The sequence below is a fragment of the Curtobacterium sp. LFS079 genome (genome assembly GCF_047977865.1).
Taxonomy (GTDB): domain Bacteria; phylum Actinomycetota; class Actinomycetes; order Actinomycetales; family Micrococcaceae; genus Arthrobacter.
The window spans coordinates 14,699-33,988 of record NZ_JBFPFO010000015.1; the positions used below are offsets into that span (position 1 = coordinate 14,699).

Sequence of the window (19,290 nt, forward strand, 5' to 3'; positions counted from 1 at the left end):
GACAGTTTGATGGGCCGTATCTGACCCCGCGTTGCCAGTTGGGAAGGCAATACAGATAGTTTTGTTCCTATGACATCGAGCGATGCCGCCCCTGAATCGTCAGAACAAGCGGCCTTGGGCCAGTTGATCTCCGCAGCCCGCGTCTGGGCGCGGCAGGATCCTGATCCGGTAACCGCAGCCGCGCTGGACGAACTCGCCGACCAGGCCGCCGAAGGAACCGCGCTGGCCCGCCAGCAGCTTGAAGACAGTTTCAACGGCACCTTGCAGTTCGGCACCGCCGGGCTCCGGGCTGCGCTCGGCCCCGGCCCCAACCGGATGAACCGGGTGGTGGTGCGGCGGGCAGCGGCCGGCTTCGCGGCTTTCCTGAACGATGCGGTGTCTAATAGCGCCGTATCCAACACGGCAGCGGCGACGGAGGCCCCCGGCTCCCGGCCACGCGTCGTCGTCGGCTACGACGCCCGCCACAATTCCGATATCTTCGCCGCGGAATCGGCGGCCGTCTTCACGGCGGCGGGGATCGAGACCTTCCTGATGCCTTCGGCCCTGCCCACTCCCCTGCTCGCCTACGCCGTGCGGGCGCTGGACTGCGACGGCGGCGTGATGGTCACCGCGAGCCACAACCCGCCGCAGGACAACGGCTACAAGGTGTACCTGGGCGGGCGGGCCGTGGAGGAAAGCGGCCGAGGCGCCCAGATCGTGACGCCCTACGATGCCCGGATCGCCGAATGTATCGAGGCGGTGGGCGGCCTGGACACGATCGCACTGGCCGAAGACGGCTGGACCGTGCTGCCCGAGTCGATCTCCGAGGACTACCGGGCCGCCGTCGTCGCCCTTGCCAATCCCGCGCTCTTTCCGGCGCGGGATCTGAGGGTCGTCCTGACGCCGATGCACGGCGTGGGCGGCGATACCGCTGTCGCTGTGCTCAAGGACGCCGGGTTCCATGATGTGACCCTCGTCGAAGAACAGGCCATACCGGACCCCGATTTCCCCACCGTGAGCTTCCCGAACCCGGAGGAGCCGGGTGCGCTGGACCTCGCACTGGCCGCCGCCGAACGGCTGGATGCAGACATCGTGCTTGCCAACGACCCCGACGCCGACCGTGCCGCCGTCGCTGCCCGGGACCCCGAAAGCGGGGCGTGGCGGATGCTGCGCGGCGACGAGGTAGGGGCGCTGCTCGGTGCGCACGTGGTGGCGCGTTCCGCTGCGGGCTCTGTTGCAGGGGATCCCGACGGCGGCGCGCCGGGCGTGTTCGCCAACTCGATTGTGTCGTCGCGGCTGCTGTCCCGGATCGCCGCGGCTGCGGGTGCCGCACATGAGGAGACCCTCACCGGCTTCAAGTGGATCTCCCGGGTTCCCGGCCTGGTGTACGGCTACGAAGAGGCCTTGGGCTACTGCGTCGCCCCGGAGCTGGTGCGGGACAAGGACGGAATTTCGGCGTCCCTGCTGATCGCCGAACTGGCAGCGGCCGCGAAGGCGGCAGGCCAGACAATCTTCGACACGCTGGACGAGCTCTACCTGCTGCACGGCCTGCACGCGAGCGACCAGCTCAGCATCCGGGTGGCCGACCTCGGCCTGCTGGACGCCATGATGAACCGCCTGCGCTCCGACCCGCCCGAGGCATTCGGAGGCTCCGCCGTCGAGCAGTTCACGGATCTTTCCGAGGGCAGCGAACAGCTCCCGCCCACGGACGGGCTGCTGTACCTGACCCGGGACCAGAGCCGGGTCATCATCCGCCCCAGCGGCACGGAGCCGAAGCTCAAGTGCTACCTGGAAGTGATCGTCCCCGTGGAATCGGCCGCGGAACTGGCCGAGGCCCGTGCCGCAGCACGGGCCTCGCTGGACCGGATCCTCGCGGACGTGCGCGAGGCGCTGGGGCTGTAGGCCTACAGCTCCACTTCGATGAAGCCGTCCACGATCCGCGTGGCATAGCTTGCCAAACGCAGCCCGGGGTCGGAGAAGCATTCGCCCGTGCGCAGGTCGTAGACCTCTTTGTGCAGCGGCGAGGCGATGGTGGGGCTGCTGCCGCGCGAGCCGATGATGCCGCGCGCCATGACGTTGGCCAGCGTGGCGGGGTCCTGCTGGGCCACGGCGTAGACCTCGCCGGACGCCAGGCGGAACAGGGCCAGCTGCAGGCCATCGATGAAGGCCGCCTCGCCCCAGGCAGGCTCGAGTTCATCCAATGCGCAGACGCGGTGCCAGCCTGCCGCCGGGGCGGTACGTGTTTCGCGTTCCAGTACTACCGTCATGTCTTTTCCTCTCGCCTTGCCGGGACTGCAAATGGGGATACCAAGAACGGTAGGCCGGGCACGTTTCGCTGGAAGGCCTGCCGTGTGTCCGGTACGTAAAAGAGTGCTCACAGGGCCCGAAATGTAAGCGTGACCCAGAAGTTAAACCCACGAAACAATCGGGAAACTGAGGCGAAACTGGCCCTCCCTACGCTGATATGACCAGCTGCGGAGCACCCTCTTCCGCAAAATCTGCGAAAGGCCAGCAATGACCGGACCCACCAATGCCCCTGAGACCCCGCGCATCGTCGTCGTCGGCGGCGGCCCTGCCGCCCACCGCTTCACGGATGCGATGTACACCCGTGGTCTCGAGGGCTGGCATCTGACGGTCCTGGCTGAAGAGGTCCATCTCCCCTATGACCGTGTGGCACTGAGCAAGGCCCTGAGCGACATGGACTACGACCTCACCATGGGCGACACCGCCATGTGGGACCACGAATCGATCACCCTGCGCACGGGCGAACGCGTCACCGGCATCGACACCGCTGCGCAGGCCGTGCAGACCTCCACCGGCGCCAGCTACCCCTACGACCACCTGGTGGTCGCCACCGGCTCCGATGCCGCGAAGCTCCCCTTCCCCGGCGGCGAGCTCGCCCATGTCTACCGCACGCTGGACGACGTCTGGACCATCAATAAGGCGGTTGCCGAGCTCGGCGGGAAGCTGGGCCGCCCGGTCCGCACCGTGACCATCGGCGGCGGCCTGCTCGGCCTGGAAGCCGCGGCCGGCACCATGGAACTCGGCGCCGAGGCCGCAATCGTCAACGGCTCCCGCTGGCTCATGAACGCCCAGCTGGACGAGGGCGCAGGCCAGGCACTCGGCCGCCTCGTCTCGGCGAAGGGCCTGGAAGTGCACACCGGCAGCTACCCGGCCGAGGTCCTTTCCGACGACGACGGCCAGGTCACCGGTGTGCTGTTGAAGAACGGCACCGTCATCCCCGCGGACATGGTGATCGCCTCCATCGGCGTCCGTGCGCGCGACGAACTGTTCCGCGGGTCCGACGGCGGAGCTTCCCTTTTCGAGCTCGGCCCCAAGGGCGGCGTGGTCATCAACGACCACTGCCGCACCGGCGTCGAGAACGTCTGGGCGATCGGCGAGGTGGCGAACTTCGAGGGCATGACCATGGGCCTGGTGGCTCCGGCGAACACGATGGCCGAGATCGTCGCGGACCGCCTGCACGGCGGGCAGGCGACCTTCCCCGGCTTCGACACCGCGACCAAGCTCAAGCTCTCCGGCGTGGACGTGGCCAGCTTCGGCGACGCCTTCGCCACCACCGAACACGCCCTGGAAATCGTCTACGCCGACCCCGCCCGCGGCGTCTACCAGAAAATCGTCACCACCGATGACGCCAAAACCCTGCTCGGCGGCATCTTCGTCGGCGACGCCACCCCCTACATGAGCCTGCGCCCCCTGCTGGGCCGCGAACTCCCCGCCGAACCCGGCGCCTTCCTCTCCGCAGCCGGCGGCGGGGACGCCCCGGAAACCGAACTGCCCGACGACGCGATCCTGTGCTCCTGCAACAACGTCGCCGCCGGCACCATCCGCGAGAACATCAACGGCTGCGGCGCCTGCGACGGACGGGCCCCCGTCCAGGAACTCGGCGAACTGAAGACCTGCACCCGCGCCGGCACCCAGTGCGGCTCCTGCGTGCCGATGCTCAAGAAGCTCCTCGAAACCGAACTGACCAAGTCCGGCGTCGAAGTCTCCAAGGCCCTGTGCGAACACATCAGCCTCTCCCGCCAGGAACTCTTCGAAACCATCCGCATCCTGGAACTGAACTCCTTCGAAGACATCATGGCCCGCTACGGCACCGGGGCAGGCTGCGACATCTGCAAACCCACCATCGCCAACATCCTGGCCAGCCAGAACAGCGCCTACGTGCTCGACGCCGGCCGCGGCACCCTGCAGGACACCAACGACCGCGCCCTGGCCAATATGCAGAAGGACGGCACCTACTCCGTTGTCCCCCGGATCGCCGGCGGCGAAATCACCCCCAAGGGCCTCGGCGTCATCGCGGCCGTCGCGGAAAAGTACGGGCTGTACACGAAGATCACCGGCGGGCAGCGCATCGATATGTTCGGCGCCCGGCTCGAACAGCTCCCGGAGATCTGGAAGGAACTGGTGGACGCCGGCTTCGAATCCGGCCAGGCCTACGGCAAGAGCCTGCGCACCGTGAAATCCTGCGTCGGGTCCACCTGGTGCCGCTACGGCGTCCAGGACTCGGTAGCCATGGCCATCAACCTGGAACTGCGCTACCGCGGCCTGCGCAGCCCCCACAAACTCAAAATGGGCGTCTCCGGCTGCGCCCGCGAATGCGCCGAAGCCCGCGGCAAGGACGTAGGCGTCATCGCCACCGCCGACGGCTGGAACCTGTACGTGGGCGGCAACGGCGGAGCCGCCCCCGCCCACGCACAGCTGCTGGCCAAGGACCTGGACGACGAAACCCTCATCAAATACATCGACCGCTACTTCATGTACTACATCCGCACCGCCGACCGCCTGCAGCGCACCGCACGCTGGCAGGAAGAACTCGACGGCGGCATCAAGCACGTCGAAGACGTGGTGGTCCACGACTCCCTTGGCATCGCCGAAGAACTCGAAGCCGCCATGGCCAAGCACGTGGACACCTACGTCGACGAATGGGCAGACACCTTGAAGGACCCGGAGCGCCTGCGCCGCTTCCGCTCCTTCGTCAACGCCCCCGACCAGAAGGACGACTCCATCACCTTCGTCCCCGACCAGCGCGGCCAGATCCGCCCCGCCACCAACGAAGAAAAGGGCAGTGTCCTCATCGGCGCCACCATCCCCGTCCGCGGCAGCTCCACCAACGGAAGCGAGAACTGACCATGCAGCTCAGCATCGACCTGACCAGCCGCGACGTCCTCGTTACCGGCTCCGAAACCGCCGCCCGCCAAGCGGTCCGCCGCTACCAAGCGGCAGGCGCGAATGTCTTCCGGCTCAGCGTTCCCGAAGGGGCACCCGGCGACGGCCCGCTCCCGGAGCGGCCCTTCCTGATTGCCGCCGTCGACGACGGCCAGCCCGGCTGGGAGCCGCTGCTGGAGCGTTCGCGCGCGGCCGGCGTCCTCGTGGCGGCGGAACCCGCAGCAGGCCCGGCAGGCCACGTGACCCTGGTCGGCGGCGGACCCGGCACCTTGGACTTGCTCACGGTCGGTGCCGTCAGCGCTTTGCGGGACGCCGACGTCGTTTTCTACGACCGCCTGGCCCCATGCCAGGAACTGGAGCGCCTCACCAGCGGCCGCCTGGTGGACGTCGGCAAGCAGCCGGGCCACCACAAGGTGACCCAGGGCGACATCGAAAAGCTCATGGTCGAGGCGGCGCTGGCCGGCGAGAACGTGGTGCGGCTCAAGGGCGGTGACCCGTTCGTGTTCGGCCGCGGCGGCGAGGAAGTTGCTGCCTGCGTGGCCGCCGGTGTTCCTGTGAACGTCATTTCGGGCGTCACCAGCGCCATTTCCGTTCCGGCGGCCGCGGGCATTCCGGTCACGCACCGCGAAGTCAGCCACATGTTCACCGTGGTGTCCGGCCACGCGCCGCTGACCGAGAAAGAGCATACTCACTTGGCCGGCCTGGGCGGCACCATCGTGGTGCTGATGGGCATTGGAACACTTCCGCAGCTCGCCGCCGGCCTGCGCCGCGCCGGCATGCGCGCGGACATGCCGATCGCCGTCGTCGAACGCGGCTACCGTCCTGGCCAGCGGACCACAGTCGCCGAACTCGGTACGATCGAAACCGCGGCCGCAGGCTGCAGCAACCCGGCCGTCCTGGTCATTGGCGAGGTGGTCGGGGTGGCAATGGCCAGCCGTAACCATGCTGCTGCCTCCGCTGACCTGAACCGCCTCGCAGCTTCGCTCCTTGAAGCCTGAAGGGACCCATATGAGCACCACGTCCATCATCAACGCCGAGGAAAGCACCCCGCTGGCGGCCGTCGAGACTGACACAAGCGATGCTATGACCCCGCTGGACGGCTTCCTGATCGGTGTGACATCGCACCGCCGCTCCCGCGACCTGATCGAGGCCCTTGAACGCCGCGGAGCCGAGGTGCTACATGCCCCCGCGCTGAAGATCGCCCCGGTGCAGGAAGACACCGTCCTCATCGAGGACACCAAGACCATTATCGAGGCGCGCCCGGACATCTGCATCGCCACCACCGCCTACGGCATGCGCCGCTGGTGCGAGGCTGCGGATTCCTTCGGCATCGGCGAGCAATTGCTTGAGGTGCTTTCGGCCACCCGCATGTTCGTCCGCGGCCCCAAGGCCCGCGGTGCCGTCCGCGCGGCCGGCCTGGCCGACGTCGGGATCAGCAGTGACGAAACCACCGCCACCCTGGTGGACATGCTCCTCCAGGAGGGTGTGCGCGGCAAGACGGTGGCCGTGCAGCTGCACGGTTACACGGACTTCCGCCAGCTGGAACGGCTGCGCATGTCCGGTGCGACGGTTCTGACCGTCACCCCTTACCGCTGGGTGAAGCCCGACGGCAGCGACAAGCTTCCGCGCCTGATCGAGGCGGCCTGCGGCGGCAAGCTGGACGTGCTCACCTTCACGAGCGCGCCCGCCGTGGATGCACTCTGGAGCACCGCCCACGAGATGGGCATGTACCGCGAGCTGATCGAAGCGCTCAGGACCCAGGTGACCGTGGCCGCCGTCGGCCCAGTCACCGCCCAGCCGCTGCTCGACGCCGGGCTGTCCCCGCTGATTCCGGACCGCTACCGCATGGGCGCGATGATCCGGCTGGTCACCGAGCACCTGGCACTGAACCATGTGCGACGCATGGCCACCAAGGCCGGGCAGGTGGAGCTGCGCGGCCGCTGCCTGAAGATCGACGGCGAAGTGGTGGACCTTGCCCCGGCTCCCCTGCTGCTCCTGCGGGCGCTGCTCGGGGCCGGCGGTGCGGTGCTCTCCCGGGAGTCACTGTCGGAGCTGCTGGAACTACGCGGCTCGGTGCACGCCCTGGACATGACCGTGAGCCGCTTGCGCTCCGCGCTGCCCGACGGAAGCCTCGTGGAAACCGTAGTGAAACGGGGCTATCGCCTGCGCGTCTGACGCAGTTGGCGCAATTACTCCAAGGCATGGACAGATTGCGCGGCCGGTGGGAACATGTCGCTATATTCCGCAGCTGCTGCTAAGGAACGGCCATGACTTTGCCGGGGAAGTATCAACAGGATGAGACCGTGGACGCCGTGGTGGTCGGCTCCGGATTCGGTGGTTCGGTGGCTGCCCTGCGCCTGGCCGAGGCCGGGAAATCCGTGGTGCTCATGGAACGTGGGAAGGCCTACCCGCCCGGCAGCTTCGCACGGAGCCCAGCCGAGATGGGCCGGAATTTCTGGGACCCGGACCGCGGGCTGTACGGCCTGTTCGACGCCTGGACCTTCCGCGGCATGGAGGGCCTGGTGTCCAGCGGCCTGGGCGGCGGTTCGCTGATCTACGCCAACGTGCTGCTGCGCAAGGACCCCAAGTGGTTCGTCAAGGAATCCCCGGTTCCCGGCGGCGGCTACGAGAACTGGCCCTTCAGTTACGAGGACCTGGAGCCGTTCTACGAGGACGCCGAGGCCATGCTGCAGCCCGTCCCGTACCCGTACCAAGACACAGCCAAGACCCTCGCCATGGAAGCCAGTGCCGCCGCCCTGGGCCTGTCCATCAGCCGGCCGCCGATCGCCGTCACTTTCGCCACCGCACCCGGCGCTGAGCCCGGCACCAACCAGCCGTTGTCCGCCGCACCGTATGGCAGCGTCCACGGCGAGCGCGCCGTGCGGACCACCTGCACCCTCTGCGGCGAGTGCGATATTGGCTGCAACTCCGGGGCCAAGAACACCTTGGACCACAATTACCTCTCCGCGGCGAAGAAGGCGGGGGCGGACCTCCGGACGTTCCACGATGTGCGCGGCATCAGGCCGCTCGGGGTTTTGGGAGACGGTGGTTCGGGAGACGGCGGCCCGGGGAACGGCAGTCCAGGCTACGAGGTCCGCTACGTGGTCCACGATCCCGAGAACCCCGAGGCTCCGCTGTTCGAGCGGATCATCCGCTGCCGGAACCTGGTCATCGGGGCGGGCACCTTCGGCAGCAACTTCCTGCTCCTGCGCAACAGGGCCTCCCTGCCCGGGCTCAGCGAAACCCTGGGCACCCGCTTCAGCGGCAACGGCGACCTGCTGACCTTCGTCATGGGCGCCAAGATGCACGACGGCGGCAAGGTGCCCGCAACCCGCACCCTCTCGGGAAGCCGCGGGCCCGTCATCACCACGGCCATCCGTGTACCGGACACCATGGACGGCGGCACCGGGCGCGGCTACTACGTGGAGGACGCCGGCTACCCCGCCTTCATGAACTGGCTGATCGAAACCGGGCAGCTCGGCCAGGTGGTGCGCCGCACGGCCCGGGTGGCCGGCCAACTGCTCAAGGACCGGCTCTTCGAAGCCCGCCGCTCCAACGTCTCCGCCGACCTCGCCGCTGCGCTGGGCGACGGCAGCCTCTCCGCCAGTTCGTTGCCCCTGCTGGGGATGGGCCGCGACATCCCGGACGGCGTGCTGAGCCTGCAGGACGGCAGGCTCGCCGTGGACTGGACGCTCGCGACGTCCACGGGTTACTTCGGCAGGGTGCGCAAGACCATGGCGGACATCGCCGGCGAACTGGGCGGGGACTTCGTGGATAATCCGCTCTGGTGGGCCAAACGGGTCATCACGGTACACCCCATCGGCGGCTCCCCGGCTGGCCGCAATCCGTCGGACGGCGTGTGCGATTCCTATGGTGAGGTGTTCGGCTATCCGGGGATGTTCGTGGTGGACGGCTCGGCCATGCCGGGACCCGTGGGGGCCAACCCTTCCCTGACCATCGCGGCGTTCGCCGAACGCGCCTGCCGGCGCCTGCTGGAAGGTGCCCCCTCTGCTTCCCGCGGAATCACCCTGGAACCGGAGTCCGTCGCCGACTCCCCCGAAGAGTCACCGCGCGTCCTGGCGCCGGACGCCACGAAGGGTAAAGCCGCCAAGCCCGAACGGCCGGCCCCTGTGAGACCCGATCCGGCAAAACCCGATCCGGCAAAGCGCGGTCTCGGCGCGCCGTCGACGGCAAACTCCACCGCCACGTCAGCCCCCGCCACTTCTGTCAGCTTCACTTCGGTCAGCTTCACTTCGGTCAGCTTCACAGAGCAGATGCACGGCTGGTTCAGCCCGGGGCAGAGCGATCCCGCCAAGGGCCTGAGCCTGGGCCGGGACCGGGACAGCCGGATCATGTTCGAACTGACCATCACGGCCCCGGACATCGACGCCTTCGTGGCCGACCCCCTGCACCAGGCCAACGCTGAAGGCTACGTGCTGGCGGACCGCTTCGGCGGGCGGATGCCGGTGGAGAAGGGCTGGTTCAAGCAGTTCGTGGCGGACGCTTCCCCGGACGGACGGCCGGCCCGGCGCATGCATTACCGCCTGTGGCTGCGCGATCCCGGCGGAACCCCGCTCACCTTCACGGGTTTCAAGCTCATCCACAACGACGCCGGACTTGATTCCTGGGCGGACACCACCACCTTGTACGCCACGATCGTGCGCGGGCACGTGCCGCCCCCGGATCCCGGCCAGCCGCCGTCGGACGAATGGGCGTCCCCGCCCGCCGTCGCGGTCGCCGGGGCGGGGATCCTGCGCATCCGCCCGCTCGACTTCGCCAAGCAACTCACCACGTTCCGGGCTGCCGGCCCTGAACCGCTGCCGGCCCTGGCCGCCTTCGGGAACTTCTTCCTCGGCGAGCTCTGGCGGGTCTACGGCAATCGCGCACGGCGATGAAGCGCAAAGAGCTCGCACTGCACAGCAAGGACCTGGGCTTCACACCGCGGGACGCGGTGCGCTGGCTTGCTCCGATCGCCCTGGGCCGCACCGCCCTGAAGGTCATGACGGCCACGGTCTTCGCGGACTTCGGCGACAAGCGCGAGCTGGAGGCAGGACTTCCCGGCACACCCCTCGAGCTGGCCCGCCTTCCGCTCCCGGGCCAGGCAGCCCAGCCGCCCGTCGAGCGCGGGCTGCCGGAGCCAGCCGTGCACGGGAGGGATGGCCTGTGGCTGGACTTCACCGCTGACCTGGGCGACGGCTTCGACGCCACCTACACCGTGGCCCTGCTGCTTGCACAGGAACAACTGACGGTGGACGGGACGGAACTGAAACGCGGAAACGTCCTGGTGCTTGGCGGGGACGAGGTCTACCCCGTGGCGTCCCCGGGCCGCTACGAGGACCGCATGGTGGGCCCGTACCGCACGGCCTTCCCGGCGCCCGCTGCAGGCGGTCCGCCACCCACGTCGTGCCCGCCGGCGAACGTCCTGCTGGCCCTGCCCGGGAACCACGACTGGTACGACGGCCTCACCTCCTTCATCCGGGTTTTCACCCGGCAGCGCAGCATCGGCTCCTGGCGCACAGTGCAGAACCGCAGCTATTTCGCGGTGCGGCTCTCGGGCGGTGCGGACACGCCGGGCTGGTGGCTCCTGGGCCTGGACAGCCAGCTGGGCCAGTACATCGACGAGCCGCAGCTGGAGTACTTCTACCGCAACGTCAGCACCCTGCTCGTTCCGGGCGACTCGATCATCCTGTGCCTGGCTTCCCCGTCGTGGGTCTACTCGGAAACTGCCGGGGACCGGGCCTTCCAGCAGGCGGACTTCTTCGAACAGGACTACCTGCGGCGCCGCTTCAACCCGCAGACCGGGCTCTTTGAGGACACCGGCGCCACGGTGCGGCTCTGGCTGAGCGGAGACCTGCACCACTATTCGCGCTATGCGGAATCGGATCCCGACGGCGGCACGCCGGTCCAACTGATCACCTGCGGCTTGGGCGGGGCGTACCTTTCTGACACCCACTGGCTGCCCGACGAGCTCCGGCTTGCGCAGCCGGTCCGCGAGCGCGGGCTGTCCGCCGCGTCGCCATCTGCGGCCCGGAGGCATGCGGATCCCGGAAACGGGCGCCGCTTCGTCCGCGCCCCGGGCAGCCATCCCGCCAGCGACACCAGCCGTCGGCTCGCACTCCGTCTCGCCAACCCCTTCTCGCAGTACTGGCTGGCCGCCCGGAACCCGGGCTTCGGCCCCTTGCTGGGCCTGGTCCACGCCGTCGTCTTCCTCGCCGGATGGGTGGTCTACAGCAGCGGCCGCGGACGCTCCCTGATGGCGGCCATGGACACTGTGGGCCTGCCCCGGGCGCTGTTCTTCGGCCTGCTGTGCCCGCTGCTCACCCTGGGACTCTTGGTGGTTTTCTGGAAGCTCTTCGGCCGAACCCGCCTGCTCCGAAGCCGGGGCGGACTGCTGACCCTGCTCCGCGGTGTCCTCTACCAGCTGACCGCCCTGGGTGCGGGCATCAGCCTCGCCGTCCTGGCTGCCCTGATCCCGCTTCCCCCCGGACTTGTCGCGTTACTGGTCCTCGCCGTCGTATACGTGTCCGGCTGGGTCCTCGGCAGCGAAGCCTTCGCGCTGTACATCCTGCGCACCCCCGGCGGGGAGGTGGCCTCGTGGAAGATGTCCGGCCAGGCCGTGGAGGACCACAAGGGCTTCCTGCGGATGCGCCTCGATCCGGACGGCGGCCTCACCGTCCACCCCCTCCTGGTCGAGACTGTGTGCCGGGACTGGGAGCTTGAAGACACGCACGACGGCGTCCGGCCCGTTCCGTCCAGAGGCTTGCCGGCCGTCCGGCTTCTTGAACAGCCCATCACCATCCAGCCCACCGCCACTGCCCAAGCGACCGCCACCCAGCCAACCGCCGCCCAGCGGGAAGGAATCCAACCATGACCATGACCATCACCCGGGCAGAACATCGCAGCGAGGTCATTCCATTCAAAGCCGGCGACGGCGTTCCCTTGAACTTGGTGCACGTGACCTCTCCCGTGGAGCCGGCCAAGGGACCGGTGCTGCTGGTGCACGGCTCCGGCGTCCGCGCCGAACTGTTCCGCCCGCCCATCCCCACCACACTGGTGGACGTGCTGCTGGAGGACGGCTGGGACGTCTGGATGCTGAACTGGCGCGCTTCGATCGACCTGGACCCGCTGTCCTGGACGCTCGGCGACGCCGCCGTGCATGACCATCCTGCCGCCGTCGAGCACGTGCTGCAGGCCACCGGGGCGGACACCCTCAAGGCCGTGGTGCATTGCCAGGGCTCCACCTCGTTCAGCATGTCCGCAGCGGCCGGTCTGCTGCCCCGGGTGGACACGGTGATCTCCAACGCTGTGTCCCTGCATCCGGTGGTGCCTGCGTTCTCCCGCTTCAAGATCGACCATTTCACGCCGATCGTGAAGGCCTTCACCCCCTACCTTTCCCCGGCCTGGGGCAACCGCTCGAACGGCTATTTCACCCGTTTCGTGCGCTCCCTGGTCAAGGCCACCCACCATGAATGCGACAACACGGTCTGCAAGCTGGTCAGCTTCACCTACGGCAGCGGCAGGCCGGCGCTGTGGTCGCATGAGAACCTCGACGACGCCACCCACGAATGGATCAAGGGAGAGTTCGCCGAGGTCCCGGTCAGCTTCTTCGAAGAGATGGGGCACAGCATCCGCGCCGGGCACATGGTGGCCGCCGGATCGCACCCCGAACTGCCGGAAAACTACGAGGCCCAGGCCCCCAGGACCGATGCCCGCTTCGTGTTCCTCGCGGGCCAGGACAACCGTTGTTTCCTGCCCGAGAGCCAGGAACGCAGCTTCCGTTTCTTCCAGCAGCACCGCCCCGGAAAGGACGCTCTCCATCTCCTCCCCGGCTACGGCCACCTGGACGTCTTCTTCGGCGCCCACGCCTGGCGGGACACGTTCCCGATCATCGTCAAGGAATTGAACTCAGGCAATTAATCAAGCTCAGGCAAGTAATCAAAACTCAGGCAAGGAGCTCGACTCATGAACAAGCTCAACGGGCTGCTGGCCGGGCTCCTCCGGCTCATGCCATCCCCCCTCCCGCGGCGCCAGAACGAGTTGCGCGGCCGGTTTGCCCGGGCGGACGGCATCCCCTACTCCATGCCGGTCAACTCGGACGATTCCCCGGTGCTCATGGCGGCGTTCCCCATCAACAAGCGAGCCGCGGCGGTCCTCCTGCCGGGCGAGGAGATGCGCCCCTTCAGCCTGGGCGGCAAGGGCCTGTTGGTGGTCACCGTGGTCAACTACAAATCCACGGACATCGGCAAATACATCGAGTATTCACTGGCCATCGCCATCACCCACGGCAGGCGGCCGGTCCCCCCGCTGCTGCCCCTGCTCTTCCAGAAGACGTTCGGCCTGGGCCAGTTCGTGGTGGACTTGCCGGTCAGCACGGAAATCTCGGTCAAGGGCGGCAAGGGCATCTGGGGCATGCCCAAGCACCAGGCCAACCTGGATTTCGTGGTGACAGATTCCACGGTGTCGGCCCAGTACGACAAGGACGGGATGCTGGGCTGCTTCGTGGAAATCGAACGCCCCGAGCCGGCAGGGTTACCGCTGAAACTCGCCGCCTCGAACTACTGCGCCTTCCGGGGCATGCTCTGGAAATCGGACATCTACTTCGAAGCCACAGGCGACCTTGCCCTCGGCAAGGCGGCCAAGGCCCGGCTCATCCTGGGTGACGCGCCCGGCGTCGCGCTCCTCAAGACCCTGCAGGTCGCCGAGAAGCCGGTCTTCACCGCCTGGCTGCCCGAAGCCCACGGCGTGCTGGATGACCACTACGAGGCGTGGTTCCTCACCGCCCCGAGTGCGGCCGAGGCCGCGGCGCAGCGCGGCGGCGAGATGATGGACAGTGTGGTGGGGCTGGGCCAGGGCCAGGAATGGCTGGAACCACCGGACCGCAGCAGGATCCCCGGGAACATCAAGGCGTCCTCGTGAACTGGCTGCTGCTCCTGAATGTCCTGTACTTCCTGTTCGGGGCCACCATGTATGTGGGCACCATGTGGGTGCTGAAGTGGTTCCTCTACCCCACCTGGGAATCGCTGGAACGCGGCAACGTGGACATGCACTTCGGCATCCCCACTCGGCAGGCCACCAAGTTCTTCACTGTGGTGGTGCCGCCGATGTTCATCTCCGGCGCCATCCTCGTCTGGAGCGAATGGGGCAGCATCCGCGTGGTTCCGGCCGCAATCTGCCTGCTGGGCATCATCACCCTGACCGTCGTGGGACAAGGCATCATCATCCCCATCAACGTGCGCATCCGGGGCGGGGACTTCAAGGACGACGCCGAACTGCGCACCCTGCTGCGGCGCTGGATGTTCCTCAACGACATCCGCTTCTACGTCTCCACCATCGTGTGGCTTGCCATGGTCTGGCTGCTCGTCGACCGCGGACGGCTGCTGGAGTCCTACCTGTGAACACAAACCCCGCGACAAGCGGCCCGGCTGCCTGGGCGGCGGCCGACCCCCTGCGCGCCGTGCTCACCATCCTCGCGGCCATCACGGCGCTGACCGGCGTCGCGGAAATCGCCTTCGGCGGATTTGTCCTGCACCTGCTGGGCGCCGAGGCGACGCCGCTCGCGCTGCAGTTGTTCGGCACGCTGGGCATGTTCATGATCGTAGTGGGCGGTCTGCTCCTGCATACGCTGCTCAGGCACGACGCCGCCCCAGAGGTCATCTTCTGGGCCGGGGTACAGAAGTCCGGGGCGTTTGCCGCCGTCGGGTTCGGTGTCCTGAACGGCGTGTTCGCGGCAGCCGCACTGGCAGTCGCCATCTTCGACCTCGCGACGGCGGTGCTCTGCTTTGTCTATTGGCGCCGGGGTCTACTGGCACAGGATGCATTCGGAGGAAGGCTGAAATGAATCGTTCATTGGTGCTGGCGGGCGGCGGGATGCGCGTGGCATGGCAGGCCGGTGTGGTGCGGGCGCTGGCCGAGGAAGGACTGGAATTCAGCCATGTGGACGGCACGTCCGGCGGGATCCTGACGGCGGGCATGCTGCTGTCCGGGATCGGGCCGGAGGAGATGTGCGCCCGCTGGTCCACGGTGGACGTCAAGGACTTCGGCTCGGCCCTGCCGTTCGGCGACTACCTCAAAGGCCCGTGGTCCCTTCCTGCGCTCGGCGACGCGGACGGCCTGCTCAACAAGGTCTTCCCCGCCCTGGGGATCGACGCCGGAACCATCCGCAGCAGCGCAACGGAACCGGGCGCCGTCGGGGGTTCCTTCAACGTGGTGGAGTTCACCGGCAAACGCTGCCACGCGATCGACGCCACCGAAATCGACGCCGAACTGATGGCCGCGGGCATGTCCCTGCCGATCTTCCTGACGCCGCTGCGACGTGACGGGAAGATCTGGACCGACGCCGTGTGGGTCCGCGACGCCAACGTGCAGGAGGCCCTGCGGCGCGGGGCCGAGGAAGTGTGGCTCATCTGGTGCATCGGGAACTCGCCCTATTGGGGCGACGGGCCGCTGGAGCAGTACGTGCACATGATCGAGATGAGCGCCATGGGGGCGCTGCTGGCCGATTTCGACGCCGCCCGGGCCACGGGACGCGAATTCGTGCTCCACGTCATCCGGCCGGAACATCCGCTGCCCCTCGACCCCGAGTTCTACCTCGGCCGGATCAGCGCCGACGCGCTCGTGGCCATGGGGTACAGGGACGCCCGGGCCTACTTGGCCGCCCGTCCGTCAGAGGGTTTGCCGAAGGACGAACGATGCACCGCCATGAGCGAGCCGGACCCCGGTGTCCGCTACACGGACCATCTCCGCGGCAGCCTGGACGGGCAGGACCTGGAGTTCACCGCCGTAGTCGAAATGCCTTCCTCCGGGACGGGTGCGAGGCTTTCGGGGTTCCTCGATTCGGAGCGATTCGGTGCCCGGCGCTTCCTGGCCGGCGGGCGGGTGGAGGCCTCCGGCGACATGTTACGGTACCGCGCAGAAGTACTGCTCGACGGCGGCTGGCACAAGCTGACGGTCACCCGCACCTTCCACGACGACCCCGGACCGGACGCCTGGACCGACTCCCGCAGCGCCATCCTGGAGCTGGAGGGCTTTCCCCCTGTGGAGCTACGGATGGCACTCGGCGATGCAGCCGCACTGATCGCGTCGGTGGAGCCGGTAGGTTCGCACGGTTTCCTGGACCGTGCCTCCGCGGCAGCGGGTTTCATTGGCAACGGGCTGCGGGAGCTGCTGGAGAAGTACTGACTGCGGTGCGTAGTGGCCGGCGCGCCGCAGCGGCACGGTCGTGCGCCTTTCTGAGGCGCAGTCGTGCGCCTTTCTGAGGCGCAGTCGTGGGCTTTGCTGAGGCAGAGTCGTGCACGACGCACCCCATGTTGAGCCGGTCCTTGTTTGAACCGCCCCCCGTCGTTCGACTGGAGGGCCCTGGGAAATCGCTGGCATTGGACGGCTTGGGGTCAGAAGGGCGGCGGGTCCGGTTCGGCGCCCTGGCGTGCCGTGAAGGTGGCCGGTGTTGGGGGTTGGTCTGTGTACTTTCGGCCGGTGGGGCTGGTCCACTCGAGGACTCCTCCCGCGGCCTGCCGGAGCGTCCATTGTGAATGGTGTTTGAGCATGTGGTGGCGCCGGCAGAGTCCGGCGAGGTTGCCGGGTTCCGTCGGGCCGCCGAGGGCCGCGTCGAGGGTGTGGTCGAGGTCCAGTTCGCGGGCTTTGATGCCGCATCCGGGGAAGCGGCATCGTGAATCGCGTGCCCGCAGCAGCCGCCGCAGGTTTTCGCTGGGCCGGTACCGGTCCACGGCCAGGACGTTCCCGGTGTCCGGGTCGGTGAGGACCCTGTTCCACCCGGCTGCCGCGCCGGCCAACAACCGCGCGGTGTCCGTGTCGATCGGGTGGCGTCCCTCCAGCTCGGCCGGGACACGGGAGGCCGGGACCCGGGCGGAAGTGTCCGCCGGGTCTTCGCAATCCGACAGCCTTGGTGCTTCCAGCAGCTTCGCCGGCACGGTGACATCGACTCTGGCCATGATCGCGGCCAGGACGCCGTCGGGGGTGTCGTGACCTGTCGGGGTGCCGCGCAGCATCAGGTCCGCCAGCAGGTCGGCCCGGAGTTGGTCGACCGAACGGTGCTGAGCAGGCGTATGGCCCTGGTCAAGCGGGCAGTCGGCTCCGCCGTCCGGCTGGCTGCCTGCGGCCGCGCCGGCACGGGTGGCCGCGCCTGGCTGTGCGTGGGCGTCGGAATAAGCATGTGCCATCTGCGTGAGCCGGTCGTGGATCCCGTACGCCACCACCGCGGGCAGCACCGCACCGAGTTCGGCCATTCCGTCCGGCAAGGGGTTTACCCAGACCCGGCGTTCTTCCCGTGCCCGTTCGTGCCGGGTGGTCAGGGGCTCACACTGGGCTTTCTCGGCCTCGAGCACCGCCAGGCGCCGCACGCGCCCCGGTGCCTGCCGCTCCGCGTACCCCACGACGGCTTCCTCGTACCCGGCCCGGGCGTCCGCGTCGGCCAGTCTGGTCCCGGCATCCTGGATCACCCGGGCATGGGCCAGGCTGATCCGCCCTTCCGAAAGAGCCCCGAAAGTCAACGGGAACCTGCTGACCAACTCGACCGCCTGCCCCATCTGCCGCTGCACCGTCCGGTCACTCATCCGCGCGGCCGCGGCGATCTCCGCCGCCACCGCCCGCTCGGCCAGCTCAGCGGCCCGGGAATCCCAGCCCGCGCCTGCAAACCCGGCCGGCGCACCGCCGTCGGGCATCATCAACTCCGCCACCTTGGACGCCATGACCAGCAAACCCTCCCGGACTGCCTGCACACGGGCCAACACGCGCTCAACGGACTCAATCGAAGACACCACGTCAGCCAACACACCCAAGGGGTCCTTCCCCTCCGGTGCTGTCCAGGTCAAAACCATCCCCGTGGCTGTGGTGTTCTCCATGCCTTAATTCAAGCAAGGGCGTCTGACATTTTTGGCGCAAGTGCGGCTAGCGGGATTCGGCCGGACGTCGTACCTCGGGCTCCGTCCCGACTCGCGGTTTGCAAGACGTGAGTTGAAAGAGCCCACACCTGTGACCTACCTCATTACCAGCCAGTAACGGTCAGGGAACGGGAACCCGAAAAACTGCAACGCCCGGGAAACACCCCCGAAAAGGCGCTCTTCTAGGCTGAATGCAACCGCGAAACACCAACTGAACTCCGCTCGCAAAAGACCGCCCATGAAGCGAAAGGGACCCGCCATGCCGGAAACCTCAACCCACCTCGTCATCGCAGGAGCCGGGCCGGCCGCCCAGTCGCTCCTCCGACACCTGACCGGATTGGAAAGCCCGGTACAACCCAACAGCCTGGGGTACCCCGCTCCGCCGTTCGCCGGCCGGATCACAGTGCTGAGCAACCGCGACGAGTGCCCCGAGGCGCTGATGGAAGCGGCCGCCCATCCGATGGTTTCGTTGCGATTCGGCCAGGCTGCCAGTTTCATCGACGCGGCGAACCGGAAGGTCACCACCACGGAAGGCCTCGAGTTCTCCTACGACCAGCTTGTGATCGCCACCGGTTCGGCCCCGCTCCAGCCCCCGGTACATGGCGCCGAACATGCACTGGCGTATTCCACGATCGACGACGCCGAACGCCTCGGTGCCAACGTCGAGGAAATCGCCGCAACGCTCGGCCGCAGGCCGCTGGGCATTCTGGTAGGCACCGGCCCATCGGCAGGCCAGGCCGAGGCGGTCTTGAGGGCAAGCGGCGTCCGTCCGGTCCGCACCACGCTGCGTCCGGCCGCCGTCGTGTCCTCGCCTGTCTCCGGCCGACCCGCCGCCGGAATCGTCTTCGACGACGGCAGCATCATGAACGGCGACCTCGTGGTCCTCGCCGAGGAACGGGCACCGCGCAACAGCCTCGCCGAAAGTGCCGGACTGAAGACGGCTCCCGACGGCGGCATCCTGGTGGGCAGCGGATTCGAAACCTCCGTGCCGGGCATCCGGGCGATCGGCGACTCCGCGGCACGCGACGGCCTGCGGCTTGGCCTGGTCCTCTCCGCAAAGGAAGCTGCTGCCCGCTGCGCGGGGCATCTCGCCGAGGCTTCCCGGCCTAGCGAAACCGACCGCCTGGTACCGTCCGAAATGCGGGTCATCGCGGCAGCCTGACACTGCCGCCGGCGGGCCGGTCCGCGACGCGGCGCCTGTGGCAAGATGGTCCTTTGACGAGCCATC

The 19,290-nt window shown here is 68.1% G+C and carries 14 protein-coding genes; 12 read left to right on the forward strand and 2 right to left on the reverse strand.

The genetic code is table 11. From position 1 onward, the window contains the following. The first annotated feature begins 69 nt into the window (after positions 1-69). Positions 70-1,881 (forward strand): phospho-sugar mutase, encoded by a 1,812-nt coding sequence (locus ACNQPB_RS18115; protein WP_498753810.1) that lies wholly within the window; start codon positions 70-72, stop codon positions 1,879-1,881. A 2-nt stretch (positions 1,882-1,883) separates the two neighbouring features. Here ACNQPB_RS18115 and nirD read toward each other — a convergent pair whose 3' ends face one another. Next, positions 1,884-2,246 (reverse strand): nitrite reductase small subunit NirD, encoded by a 363-nt coding sequence (gene nirD, locus ACNQPB_RS18120; RefSeq protein WP_498753811.1) that lies wholly within the window; start codon positions 2,244-2,246, stop codon positions 1,884-1,886. A 247-nt stretch (positions 2,247-2,493) separates the two neighbouring features. Between nirD and nirB the strand changes: the two genes are divergently transcribed. From nirB to ACNQPB_RS18170, 10 genes are all read left to right on the forward strand, one after another. Further along, positions 2,494-5,127, forward strand: a complete 2,634-nt coding sequence (nirB, locus tag ACNQPB_RS18125) for a nitrite reductase large subunit NirB (protein ID WP_498753812.1) — start codon at positions 2,494-2,496, stop codon at positions 5,125-5,127. A 2-nt stretch (positions 5,128-5,129) separates the two neighbouring features. Next, positions 5,130-6,164, forward strand: coding sequence for a uroporphyrinogen-III C-methyltransferase (gene cobA / locus ACNQPB_RS18130; RefSeq protein WP_498753813.1), 1,035 nt, complete (start codon positions 5,130-5,132; stop codon positions 6,162-6,164). Between the two features lie 85 nt (positions 6,165-6,249). Continuing rightward, positions 6,250-7,341, forward strand: a complete 1,092-nt coding sequence (locus tag ACNQPB_RS18135; protein ID WP_498753870.1) for a uroporphyrinogen-III synthase — start codon at positions 6,250-6,252, stop codon at positions 7,339-7,341. Between the two features lie 92 nt (positions 7,342-7,433). Continuing rightward, positions 7,434-10,061, forward strand: coding sequence for a GMC oxidoreductase (locus ACNQPB_RS18140; RefSeq protein ID WP_498753814.1), 2,628 nt, complete (start codon positions 7,434-7,436; stop codon positions 10,059-10,061). Further along, entirely contained in the window at positions 10,058-12,037 is a 1,980-nt protein-coding gene (locus ACNQPB_RS18145; RefSeq protein WP_498753815.1) for a hypothetical protein, read from the forward strand. The genes ACNQPB_RS18140 and ACNQPB_RS18145 overlap by 4 nt, the downstream gene beginning before the upstream one ends. Beyond that, complete coding sequence (locus ACNQPB_RS18150) at positions 12,034-13,083, forward strand: alpha/beta hydrolase (RefSeq protein ID WP_498753816.1); 1,050 nt, start codon at positions 12,034-12,036, stop codon at positions 13,081-13,083. Before ACNQPB_RS18145 ends, ACNQPB_RS18150 begins: the two co-directional genes overlap by 4 nt. A gap of 45 nt (positions 13,084-13,128) precedes the next feature. After that, complete coding sequence (locus ACNQPB_RS18155) at positions 13,129-14,082, forward strand: acetoacetate decarboxylase family protein (RefSeq protein ID WP_498753817.1); 954 nt, start codon at positions 13,129-13,131, stop codon at positions 14,080-14,082. Beyond that, on the forward strand, positions 14,079-14,561 hold the full coding sequence (locus ACNQPB_RS18160; protein WP_498753818.1) for a hypothetical protein: 483 nt from the start codon (positions 14,079-14,081) through the stop codon (positions 14,559-14,561). Before ACNQPB_RS18155 ends, ACNQPB_RS18160 begins: the two co-directional genes overlap by 4 nt. Beyond that, positions 14,558-15,004 (forward strand): hypothetical protein, encoded by a 447-nt coding sequence (locus tag ACNQPB_RS18165; RefSeq protein WP_498753819.1) that lies wholly within the window; start codon positions 14,558-14,560, stop codon positions 15,002-15,004. The genes ACNQPB_RS18160 and ACNQPB_RS18165 overlap by 4 nt, the downstream gene beginning before the upstream one ends. Continuing rightward, the gene (locus ACNQPB_RS18170) at positions 15,001-16,344 is read left to right on the forward strand and encodes a patatin-like phospholipase family protein (protein ID WP_498753820.1); all 1,344 of its coding nucleotides are present in this window, start codon (positions 15,001-15,003) and stop codon (positions 16,342-16,344) included. The genes ACNQPB_RS18165 and ACNQPB_RS18170 overlap by 4 nt, the downstream gene beginning before the upstream one ends. A 209-nt stretch (positions 16,345-16,553) precedes the next feature. Here the strand turns inward: ACNQPB_RS18170 and ACNQPB_RS18175 are convergent, their stop codons facing one another. Continuing rightward, on the reverse strand, positions 16,554-18,023 hold the full coding sequence (locus ACNQPB_RS18175; protein WP_498753821.1) for an HNH endonuclease signature motif containing protein: 1,470 nt from the start codon (positions 18,021-18,023) through the stop codon (positions 16,554-16,556). A 298-nt stretch (positions 18,024-18,321) separates the two neighbouring features. Between ACNQPB_RS18175 and ACNQPB_RS18180 the strand changes: the two genes are divergently transcribed. Beyond that, the gene (locus ACNQPB_RS18180) at positions 18,322-19,224 is read left to right on the forward strand and encodes an FAD-dependent oxidoreductase (protein ID WP_498753822.1); all 903 of its coding nucleotides are present in this window, start codon (positions 18,322-18,324) and stop codon (positions 19,222-19,224) included. Positions 19,225-19,290: the final 66 nt, after the last annotated feature.